Origin of the sequence: Niabella pedocola, assembly GCF_021044425.1 — a bacterium.
Classification (GTDB): Bacteria; Bacteroidota; Bacteroidia; order Chitinophagales; family Chitinophagaceae; genus Niabella; species Niabella pedocola.
Genome location: NZ_JAJNEC010000007.1, coordinates 122,160 through 134,190, shown reverse-complemented (window position 1 = coordinate 134,190; position 12,031 = coordinate 122,160). Strand labels below are relative to the sequence as shown.

Annotated in this window: 7 protein-coding genes; all 7 read left to right on the top strand. The window is 47.1% G+C overall.

Features of this window, described 5'->3' with window-relative positions; translation table 11 throughout:
- The first annotated feature begins 145 nt into the window (after nt 1–145).
- Nucleotides 146–1,405 carry a nucleoside permease gene (locus LQ567_RS21600; RefSeq protein WP_231007879.1) on the top strand — a complete coding sequence of 420 codons (1,260 nt, stop codon included), beginning with the start codon at nt 146–148 and terminating at the stop codon, nt 1,403–1,405.
- A 144-nt stretch (nt 1,406–1,549) separates the two neighbouring features.
- Entirely contained in the window at nt 1,550–1,870 is a 321-nt protein-coding gene (trxA, locus tag LQ567_RS21595; protein ID WP_090388478.1) for a thioredoxin, read from the top strand.
- A gap of 400 nt (nt 1,871–2,270) precedes the next feature.
- The gene (locus LQ567_RS21590) at nt 2,271–3,284 is read left to right on the top strand and encodes a LacI family DNA-binding transcriptional regulator (RefSeq protein ID WP_231007877.1); all 1,014 of its coding nucleotides are present in this window, start codon (nt 2,271–2,273) and stop codon (nt 3,282–3,284) included.
- Between the two features lie 388 nt (nt 3,285–3,672).
- Nucleotides 3,673–6,759 carry a SusC/RagA family TonB-linked outer membrane protein gene (locus LQ567_RS21585; protein WP_231007875.1) on the top strand — a complete coding sequence of 1,029 codons (3,087 nt, stop codon included), beginning with the start codon at nt 3,673–3,675 and terminating at the stop codon, nt 6,757–6,759.
- Between the two features lie 22 nt (nt 6,760–6,781).
- The gene (locus LQ567_RS21580) at nt 6,782–8,632 is read left to right on the top strand and encodes a RagB/SusD family nutrient uptake outer membrane protein (protein WP_231007873.1); all 1,851 of its coding nucleotides are present in this window, start codon (nt 6,782–6,784) and stop codon (nt 8,630–8,632) included.
- 52 nt (nt 8,633–8,684) lie between these two features.
- The gene (locus LQ567_RS21575) at nt 8,685–9,662 is read left to right on the top strand and encodes a BT_3987 domain-containing protein (protein WP_231007871.1); all 978 of its coding nucleotides are present in this window, start codon (nt 8,685–8,687) and stop codon (nt 9,660–9,662) included.
- Nucleotides 9,663–9,822: 160 nt separating this feature from the next.
- Entirely contained in the window at nt 9,823–11,937 is a 2,115-nt protein-coding gene (locus LQ567_RS21570; RefSeq protein WP_394800427.1) for a hypothetical protein, read from the top strand.
- The last annotated feature ends 94 nt before the right edge of the window (nt 11,938–12,031 follow it).

Below are 12,031 nucleotides of genomic sequence, written 5' to 3'. Positions count from 1 at the left end.
GCATTGGTACTCCGCAAACCCAACAGGAAACCGGCATGCTTAAACCTGGAACTGTTTCAGGCGTCTCCGTATATTTTTATAAAACTTCGGGTTTAATAGTTATCTTCAATGGTTGTATAACAAGAGGGTTAAACTAAAGTTTACTATGCGTTTAAAATTCAGATTGACGATCCTGAGCTTCCTGCAATTTTTCATCTGGGGTGCCTGGTTGATCACCATCGGTGCTTATTGGTTTCAGACAAAAAAATGGTCGGGCGGCGAGTTCGGCGCTATTTTTTCCACCATGGGTATTTCTGCCCTCTTTATGCCCACCGTAATGGGGATGCTGGCAGACCGTGTGATCAATGCTGAAAAATTGCTGGGCCTTTCACACCTGATGGGAGGACTGGTATTGATGCTGGTACCGTTGGTAGACAGCCCGGTAACAATGTTCCCCGTGATGCTGATCAATATGATATTTTATATGCCTACCATTTCGCTGGCCAACAGCGTTTCCTATACCTCCTTAAAGAACGCGGGGAAGGATGTGGTAAGAGATTTTCCGCCGATAAGGGTATGGGGGACCGTAGGTTTCATCGCTGCCATGTGGACGGTGAGCCTGCTGCAGCTGGAGAAAACCGCGGGTCAGTTTTATGTAGCCGCAGGGGCTTCTTTTTTGCTGGCGATCTACTCATTTACGTTGCCCAAATGTCCGCCTCCGTTAAAAGGGCAGTCGAACAGGGAAGCCGGTGCACGCATGGGAAAAGATATGTTTTCGCTGTTCCGCAACCGGAAGATGGCCCTGTTCTTTATTTTTTCGATGCTGCTGGGAGCGGCGCTTCAGCTAACGAACGCTTACGGAGATACCTTCCTGCATGATTTTGCCAGGATCGATATATATAAAGACAGCATTGCCGTAAAGTACCCGGCCATTATCATGTCCATATCGCAGATCTCCGAAACGCTGTTTATCCTGGCCATTCCCTTTTTTCTGAAACGGTTCGGAATCAAACAGGTGATGCTCATCAGTATGATTGCCTGGGTACTGCGCTTTGGTTTGTTTGCTTATGGAAATCCCGCTGAAGGGCTCTGGATGATTGTTCTGTCCTGTATTATTTACGGCATGGCCTTCGATTTTTTCAACATCTCCGGCTCCCTGTTTGTGGAAACACAAAGCAGCCCTTCCATCCGGGCAAGTGCGCAGGGTATTTTTATGATGATGACCAATGGCATCGGCGCGGTACTGGGAAGTGTGATCAGTGGTATTGTGATCCAGAAGTTTTTTACAGCGCCCGGCGGCGTGATGAACTGGCATGAGATCTGGCTGAGTTTTGCAGCGTATTCGCTGGTGGTGGCCGTTTTATTTGCCCTGTTGTTCAAGCATAAACACAATCCTGAAGCGCTGGAAAAGGCCTCAATACACTAAATGAACGGCTGTTAGCGGTCATTTGTCAGGCGTTTTACCTGTATTGACATTTTCTGCACAACTTTTTGTCAATATTGCCTGTTATTAAAATGGGAACTAAATTTGTAATTCGTTATCAACAATTAATCAATTAAAATATTCGAAATGGCAAAAGAATTTAATGATTCCAACTTTCAAACAGAGGTTTTGGACTCTGATAAATTAACGGTGGTGGATTTTTGGGCAGAATGGTGCGGTCCCTGCCGCGCAATCGGGCCGGTAATTGAGGAATTATCTAAAGAATATGAGGGAAAGGTAAATATCGGTAAAGTGAACGTAGATGTAAATCCCCAGGTTTCCATGAATTACGGAATTACTTCCATTCCTGCCATCCTGTTTATCAAAAATGGCCAGGTAGTGGATAAACTGGTAGGTGCACAGCCTAAAGGTAACTTTGTAAAGAAGATCGAATCACACCTGAACTGATCCGGACTAATATCTTAACTTTTTAAAGCCCCGCCGAGTTTTTCGCGGGGCTTTTTCGTTTACAGGATCGGCCTGCCGGGAAGCGGAACCGTTTGCTGGATGTACCAAACGGGGTAGGGGAAGACTGTATGAGGGCTGAATTGACGAAGTATATCCGGCAGGGGAATCGATTGCACAAAAAAAGATTACCGGATAATAATACCACCGGTTTTTATCCGGAATGCGCGCCGGTACTGCGTTTCGGCCGGAATTTCATCGGCTGTAAAAGGGGTGGGCTAAGGAGGTAGCTACCGGAAAAAAAATATCTCCGGGTACTAAATACCAAAAACCTGCTAATTTTATTCTATCCGGATTCGCAGGAAACAGGATTACTGAACGTCTAATTTTCTGATTATTTGTAGTGAAACATTTATCCATTAAAGACATTGCCCGGCTTGCAGGGGTTGCTCCATCCACGGTTTCGTTCGTTGTGAACGGCAAACACCAGGAGATGCGGATCAGCGAAGAAATGGTCAAGCATATCCAGGCCATCATAAAAAAAACCGGTTATATTCCCAATCGGGCTGCTGCAAGCCTCCGTACCGGAAGAACGCATGTGATCGGGCTGATCGTGGAAGACATCGCCAATGCTTTTTTTGCATCCCTGGCCAAGTCGGTTGAATCGGTAGCCGCCAAAGTGGGCTACCGCGTGGTTTATGGAAGCACCGAAAACGATGACGGCAAGGGTAACGACCTGATCCAGTTGCTGGCCAAGCAGGTGGACGGCTTTTTGATCACACCCTCTACAGGTATGAAAGCCGGGGTACAGGCATTAAAAAAGACCCGTAAACCGCTGGTGCTGATCGACCGCTATTTTCCGGATGAAGAGATCCCGTTTGCACTGGTAGACAATTACGGGGGCGTAAGCCAGGCCACCGAATACCTGATTGAGAAGAACAAGAAAAATATTGCTTTTGTGAATGTAGCCCTTGACCAGGTACAGATGAATGAGCGGGAGCGGGCCTTTGTGGACGTGATGAGCCGTCGTGGGCTGTTTCATAAAAAGCTGTTGTTACGGCTTCCGTATTACCAGGATAAAACCCAATATGAGCCGCGGATCCGTAGCTTCCTTCAAAAACAACCCGGGATTGATGCTATTATTTTTGCCACTAATTACCTGGGCATGTTCGGGATCAAAGCGCTCAAGGACCTGGATATTGCCATTCCCGGAAAGGTGGCGGTACTAAGCTTCGACGACACTGATCTCTTCCGGTTTTCCTCACCGGCCATTTCGGTAATCAGTCAGCCCGTACAGGAGATTGCTGCACAGGCGATGCGGCTGCTGCTGGATCAAATGAATGCCGGCCCAAAGAAAAAAGCTGCAGACGAAGGCGTGCTGGTGCCTCCCCAACTCATCTTGCGAAATTCCGTATAAAAAATTTTGTTAATTAAAATTATCCCTTTAATTTTAGTTTTGCAAAAACGATTTTGTTGTTTTTGCTGGCTAATAGAACTGTTAAAAAATTTGAAGGATACTTTAATTCAATGAAGGACGGAATATTAAGTCTGACGATGGATTGCTTGTAAGCGAATGCTGTGAAATGAAAAGTACAGGGCAACAGGAGCCTGTTTGAAGTTTTCAGATTTAAAAATTTAAGGAGTAAACATTTAGAGAATCATTAGTCAGGAGGCGAAACCGATCGCGTTGACTTGCTTTGTAATTATTAAACGATTAAGCTTGATGGAAAGCTTATGCGCAGGCGATGGATGCGCGTAGCAGATGAATCATGTTCACGGTATTAAAAATCAATAATTGTATTTCTATGAGTGTACACAAAACTTTGATGCTCTGGATTTTCATTCTTTTTTTTGGAGCTATTCCCGGTTTGCTCAAGGCACAGGAAACGGGTTCAATTGCCATCACCGGTACGGTAAAAGATAAACTGGATGCTGTTATGGAGGGCGTAACGATCGGGAATTTACGTTCCGGTGAAACCGTGGTAACAAATGCACAGGGACAGTTTTCCATCCGCGCCAATAAGGGTGATTCGTTAATGGCTTCTTATGTCGGATATCAGCCATTCCGGTGGGTATTCCGGGAGCGGATCGTTGAAAATATTTCGCTGGAAGCCATTGCCGGTAGCCTGAATGATGTGGTGGTGGTGGGCTATGGACGGCAGAAAAAGGTAAGCCTGGTGGGAGCGCAATCTACCATAAAGGCGGAAGAACTGCAACACCCTGTAGCAAACCTGAGCACCATGCTGGCCGGGCGTATTGCAGGGCTGGTAGGGGTGCAGCGTTCCGGATTGCCGGGAAGCAATTCGGCGGATGTATGGATACGGGGCATTCAAACATTCGGCGGCAGCCAGAGCGGCGCCTTGATCATCATTGATGGTATACAGGGACGTGATTTAAACAGCATTGATCCGGAAGATATCGCATCTTTTACGGTATTAAAGGATGCGGCGTCTACGGCCGTTTATGGATCACTGGGGGCGAATGGGGTGGTACTGATCACTACAAAAAAGGGAAAGACAGGTAAGATAAGCCTGATGGCCAACTACAATGAAGGCATAACAAGCTTCACCAAGGTGCAGGAAATGGCGGATGCAAAAACCTACATGAATATAAAGAACGAGGCGATGATTGCTTCTGGTCTTCAGCCGCAGTTTACCCAGGCCTATATCGACAGCACATTATCTGGTACTGCAAATCCTTATGTGTACCCGAATATCGACTGGATCGATTATTTATTCAAAAAATATTCATCAAACAGGCGGTTTAATTTCAGTGCTTCAGGCGGTTCGGAAAATACAAAGTTCTATACTTCGGTGGCCTATTATAACGAGGCTTCGCTTTTGAAAACGGATCCCAATGTAGACTATGATGCCGGTACCCGCTTTCAACGTTATAATTTTACGTCCAATATCGATATGAACTGGACAAAGACCACAAAGTTCAGTTTGGGTATTACGGGATATATTACCAATTTCAATGAGCCGGGCAGCGGCGCGGGACAGGCTTTTGTTCAGGCAATGAATGCCAGCCCCGTATTTTACCCGCCCATGTATCCGGGAAACCTGGTTTCTGGTATCGCTTACGGAGCCACGCCTTCTCCCAATCCCTGGGCTGCGGTTACGCAAACCGGGTATGTAAAAAGATTCCAGTCGAAGGTACAAAGCAATGCAAGACTGGAGCAGGACCTGAGCTTCTGGTTAAAGGGCCTTTCCATCAATGGAACGTATTCCTTTGATGTGTTCAACGAGTCGTTCCAGTACCGGAGAAGAAACAGGAGTATCTATTACCTCAACCAGGCACAGCATTATAAAGAAGACGGATCGTTGAACCTGGAGCAAATGATTAATGGAACGGATGATCTTGGCTTTAGTATTGGAAACGGGGGCGTGCGTCAGTTTACTGCCGAGGGGCAACTTTTATATGACCGTACATTTGGGGTGCATCATATTACGTCAACCCTGGTATATAACCAGCTCAGCCAGATATATCCGTTCGAGGGCGATTTAAAGCAGTTTATCCCGCACCGGCAACAAAACTATGCGGGAAGGGCCACCTATGCCTACAAGGATAAATACTTTGGAGAGGTGAACATCGGATACAACGGTTCTGAAGATTATGCGCCTTCCCGCCGGTTTGGATTTTTCCCTTCTTTTGGAGTGGGTTGGGTATTGTCGAACGAGAAGTTTTTTGAACCATTGTCCAACGTATTCCAGTTCTTCAAGCTGCGGTATTCCAATGGTATTGCAGGCGCTCCCGGAACGGGGCTGCGTTTTGGATATCTTACACTGATTACTACCGGCGCAAGAGGCATCAGCTTTGGGTTGCCGGGCAACAGCACCAGTATATCCGGCATTAATATCTCTCAATATGGAGCCGATGTTTCCTGGGCCACGGCGCATACACAGGATCTTGGACTGGAGTTTAATGTGTTGAACAACAAATTATCGTTTGTGCTGGATTATTTTAAATCCTACCGTACCGGTGTATTCCTTACCCGCGCCGATTTTCCGAGCTATGCCGGACTTCAATACAATCCGGTTGGGAACTATGGAACGGTGGATGCTTCGGGCTTTGACGGAACCGTGGAGCTGAAAGCCATCCCGCTGGGAATGAAATCCAATATTTCCTTCAGAGGCACATTTACCTATAATACCGATGTGCTGGTAGAGAACAAACAGGCTCCTTTTGCAGACCCCTACCAGGAACGCCGCGGGCAGAATATCCTGGCACAGTTTGGATATGTGGCAGAGGGATTGTTTCAAAGCCAGGCTGAAATAGAGAACAGTGCCGATCAGAGTGCCCTTGGAAATCCGCGTGTTGGAGATATAAAGTACAAGGATCTCAATGGAGATGGCGTGATCAATGTATACGACCAAACAAAGATCAGCCGCGGCGATGTACCCAACCTGGTATATGGGTTTGGCTTTAATGTAAATGTGGGCCAGTTTTACCTGAGCGCCTTCTTTCAGGGTGTTTCCGGAGCTTACCGTACCATTGGCGGGATTGCCCGGGTACCCTTTAGCGGCGGCGGAAACGATGGTAATGTGTACGCCAATATTGTAGACCGGTGGACGGAAGATAATCATGCCGAACATCCGTTTTATCCGCGGTTGGGCTTTAACAGCAACGCTACTGCAAATAATAATCAAACAAGTACCTGGTGGGTAAAGGATATCAGCTTTATCCGGTTTAAAACCTTAGACCTGGGGTATAATTTGCCCAAGGGAAGTTTTAAACGGATCGGCATGCAAAATGCAAGGATCTACTTTTCCGGGGTAAATCTGCTTTACTGGAGTCCTTTTAAGCTTTGGGATCCGGAAATGAATACAGGGGACGGAAACACGTACCCCAATACAAGAAACTTATCGGTAGGAATCCAAGCTAATTTTTAATCTTATGTAAATCCTGAATACAATGAAAAGTAGAATTATTATTATCGTCATTGTTCTGAGCGCATTGTCTATTTCCTGTAAACGGTTCCTGGACCAGATCCCGGATAATATTTTAAAAGAGGAAGATATTTTTAAATCACTGGTTAACACCAGGGCCTATCTGGCACAGGTATATACCAATATGCCTGATGATTTCAGCAGCCGGTTTGCACCAAGCAATTATGCCGGACCATGGACGGGCGCTTCCGACGAGGCAAACTACTGGTCGCTCTCCTGGGTAATGTCCAATGCCCTCAACCAGAGCACCTGGGATAATAACATCGGGGGTACTTACTGGATCAACTGGTATAAGCCGGTGAGAACAGCGACCGACTTTATCAATAAAGTTGATGGCGCCAATCCCAACGAAGTAAACGCAATGATCAGGATGCACTACAAGGGAGAGGCACGGGCGATGAGGGCTTTGTTTTATTTCTGGATGTTGCGCCTTTACGGGCCGCTGATCATCCTTCCCAACGAAGTGCCGGTTAACGGAAGCGGGGACGAGATCTTTTTTAAACGTTCCACCTTTGATGAGTGTGTAACCTACGTGGTAGGGCAGCTGGATTCGGCGTACAACGAAATCAAGCAGTCGGTGGCCGGTAGTCCGCAGGCCCCGGATCAGCCGCTTACCTACAACAATACAAAAGAGTGGGGCCGTGTTACCACCGGTGTTTGTAAGGCATATAAGTTCCAGGTGTTAATGTTAGCTGCAAGCCCGTTGTTTAACGGAAATAAAGAACTGGCATCCTTAAAGAACCAGGACGGCACACAGCTGATTAATCAAACCTATGATCCCAATAAATGGAAACTGGCAATAGACGCGGCGAAAGACTTTTTAAATGAATTTGATAATAAGACCTATTCGCTTTACCGGGAATCCGATAGCGATCCCTGGGTAGCAGCCTATAAGTCCTGTAAAAATGTGATGATAAAAGATTGGAACTCGGAATGGATATTTGCAAAATCCATGGCCAGTGCGGGTGATTACTGGTATGATATCACTCCGAAATTGGTGGGATATGGCAATACGGTGGGCAAAGGCGCCGGCTTCCTTTCCGTAAATCAATCGATGGTGGATGCCTATAACATGAGGAGCGGATATCCGATCACACATCCCGAATCCGGATATGTGAATAGCGGATTTTCCGATTTTAAATCGCCGTATGACGTTAAAGCAAGGTCTACATTCAACCAGTGGGTAAACCGGGAAGCCCGGTTTTATGTAGGGGTTACCTACAATAAGAGTTATTGGCAAAACCAGGGAGGGAGCTCTACAGAAGTGATACCCGTTTTTGAGCTGAGTGGTAATTCCGGTAAAACACAGAGTTCCTGGGATGTAACTTCCACCGGGTATGTGGTACGGAAGCAACTTGCCAATAGTGGTGACAGCAGGGGTTGGGTACATCTCCGGCTGGCCCAAATCTACCTCGATTATGTAGAGGCGTTGAATGAGGCAGATCCCGGCAACCCGGATATATTGAAGTACCTGAACCTGATCCGGGAACGGGCAGGGGTTGCACAGTATGGAAGCGGCGCGAATGCGATTCCACTGCCTTCAGGACAGCAGGAAATGCGCGAAGCGATCCGGCATGAACGAATGGTGGAGCTGGCATTTGAAAATGTCCGTTATTTTGATGTACGCAGATGGAAGATTGCACCGCAGACGATGGGGGCAGATGTATATGGTATGAATGTATATGCCGATGGGAATGACTTTTACAAAAAAACGCTGGTACAAAAGCGGCGGTTTTTGCCCAGGGACTATTTGTGGCCCATACCCAATGATGAAGTTTTAAAAGATAAATACCTGGTGCAAAATCCCGGATGGTAAGTAAAACAGTGTACGTTGATATTTATACTCTATTACAATTAAAGCAATACACATGAAGTGTTTTAATACAAATATGTTCTTTATACGAATGTTGTTTTGGACGGTTGTGGCCGGCTGCAGCAGCTTGCTCATGGCGGGTTGCGCCAAATCGAAGGAACTGTATTCACCAGAAGAAGGAAATATATATATGCCGCAGGCATACCAGGACCGGTCTGTAATGACCCTGTATAAAATGGACTCCATACAGCGGGTTACTTTTGGGGCCTACTACGGCGGGTTTAATGGTCCCAATTCGGATGTAACAGTCAAGTTTGAAGTAGCACCCTCTCTGGTAGATCAATATAATATCACGAACGCTTATCTGGGATACACCTATTACCCCCTCCCGGATAGCGTTTATTCACTATCCTCCACAACGGGTGTCATCCGGGCCGGCAAACAAAGTTCAGACCCGCTGTTCATTTTAGTAAGCGGCAAGAAAATATCTTTTGGATATCATTATCTGCTGCCCATCCGGATAACCAGTGTTTCGGGAGGTAATAAAGATACCTCGCTATCGGTTGCCTATTTTAAACTGGATTCGTTGCTGACAAGAGTAAAAGATCTGACTTCATCGGGCACCTTAACCGTTAGCGATGAAAATCGCGATGGCGCTAATGCGAAGGAAGGCTCCTCAAAACTGGTGGATAACGATTATTCAACAAAATTTCTGAGTTTCAATTACAACCCGAATTTCTGGACAAAGCTTAAGCTGAATGCGCCTCAAAAACTGGACGCTTACGAGATTACGTCCGGTAATGATGCTCCCGAAAGAGATCCCCGTAACTGGTTGTTTCAGGGATCGAACAACGGTACCGACTGGACAACCCTGGATACAAGAACCGGAGAGATATTCCTTGGACGGCAATTGACACGCCGTTTTAACCTGAATACATCCGACGCTTATTCCTACTACCGGTTGCTGATAACGGCAAACGGCGGCGCTGACCTGATCCAGATCACAGAGTGGAAACTAATTCAGTTTTATTAACAGGGTAAAAAAGTGAAGGCAAAAGGTGGCTGTATGAGGGTCGTATTTATTGAAGGTTGCCGGCGACCGTTCGCTTGTAAATAATAGAAAAGCATTTTCCTTTTTTGAATGGTGAATGATGATCAAAAGACATAAGAGATTTTGGAGATGGATACTTCTCGTGGCCTTATTGCAGCCAAGCGCAGTGCAGGCCCAGGAGAAAACCGCCTTTCAGATCGCCGCCCCCTGGAATGAAGTTTATGATGTACGTTCGGATGTGGCTATTGTATATGGGATCAATGATGCGGGGGGCGCATTTGAAAAGCGTGTAAAAGGCTGGCGGGATAAGGGATACCAGGTGCATTTTATGACCGGCATCGCCTGGGGCCAGTACCAGGATTATTTTAAAGGTGCTTTTGATGGGAAACCCCATTTTGATGAGGGGCAGGTACAACAAAACGGCGACACGATCTGGCATGGAAAGGATGTGCCGTATATTGTGCCTTCCGAAAATTATCTCCGGTACATCAAAACACATCTGAAACGGGCCATTGATGCGGGCGTAACCGCCATTCACCTGGAGGAACCGGAGTTTTGGGCAAGAGCCGGTTACAGCACTGCATTTAAAAAAGAGTGGCAGCAGTATTACGGATCGGCGTGGAGACCGCAGCACGAATCGCCGGAAGCGACCTATCTGTCTTCCAAGCTCAAGTATCATTTATACCTTCGTACCCTTCAGGAAGCCTTTTCCTATGTAAAAACCTATGCCAGGAGCCAGGGAAAGGTCGTGCGCTGTTATGTGCCTACACACTCGCTGCTGAACTACGCTTCCTGGCGCATTGTAAGTCCGGAGGCAAGTCTGGCGTCTCTTAAAGACATGGATGGATACATTGCACAGGTGTGGACGGGTACTTCAAGGGAGCCGGTATATTACAACGGCGTGAAAAAGGAGCGGGTATTTGAAAATGCATTCCTCGAATATGGATCCATGGTATCCATGACCGCGCCTGCCGGTAAAAAAATGTTCTTTCTTACGGACCCTATTGAAGACTGGCCCCGTACCTGGGACGATTATAAAAAGAATTACCAGGCTACATTTACTGCACAACTGCTGTATCCAACAGTGGCCAACTATGAGGTAATGCCCTGGCCTAACCGCATTTATCAGGGGCGTTTTAAGCTGGAAAACGATAGCGTACGACAGCCCATTTCCAAAGCCTACGCCACCCAGATGCAGGTAATGGTAAACGCACTTAATACAATGCCGTTGTCGTCCAATAAGATCAGCGGCAGTCATGGAATCGGTGTGCTGGTTTCCAACTCGATGATGTTCCAGCGCTTTCCCACGCATGCCGGATACGAAGATCCGCAGCTTTCCAATTTTTATGGAATGGCCCTGCCATTGCTGAAGAAGGGCATTCCGGTGGAAACGGTGCATATGGAAAACCTGGAACAGGCCCATGTACTGAAGGATATCCGGGTATTGATCATGAGCTATGCTAATATGAAACCCTTATCGCAGCAGTACCACCAGGTGTTAAACAGGTGGGTACGTTCGGGTGGCATACTGCTTTATTACGGGCGCGATAACGATCCGTTTCAATCGGTAAGCGAATGGTGGAACAGCAACGGGCTTAGCTATAAAACTCCGTCGGAAGACCTGTTCCGGCTGTTTCATTTCAGCGAAGGGCAGCCGGGATTTGTAAAAACCGGTAACGGCTGGGTGGTGGTTACCCGCATGGATCCGAAAGAACTTGTATTGGAACCGGGGCGGGATACAGCGTTCCTGGCATTGGTAAAAAAAGCCTACGCCCGTTCAGGAGCCGGCACACTGGAAGAAAAAAATCATTTCATTTTAAAGCGGGGCCCCTATATTATAGCGGCTGCGTTGGATGAAAACGATGATAAAAAACCGTTGCTGCTGAAGGGACCGCTTGTAGATCTTTTCGATCCGGAGCTGCCGGTGCTCACGCAGAAGGAACTGCAGCCCGGGCAGCAGGCCTTTTTATACGACCTGAAAACGATAAAAAATAAAAACCCGCTGATCCTGGCTGCGGCCGGGCGCGCCTATGAAGAACGGTACCGGCAGGGGCTGTATACCTTCCTGCTAAAGAGTCCCACCGGCACCATGAATGCAATGCGTATTTACCTGCCTGCAAGCCCCAAAACAATAACGCTTACCCGTGATGGTACCCCAGCCCGGTTAATAAAGAACGATTGGGATGCAGCCTCAAATACCTTGCTGCTGCAGTTCGAAAACGACAGCAGGGGCATACAGGCTCGTATACAATTGTAAACCGGAAAAAACGGTCGTTCCCGCAAAAGATGCCGCGTCCCGGACCCGCCAGCCGGAAATCTTTGGTAAATACAACGCTTGTATCTATTTTTGC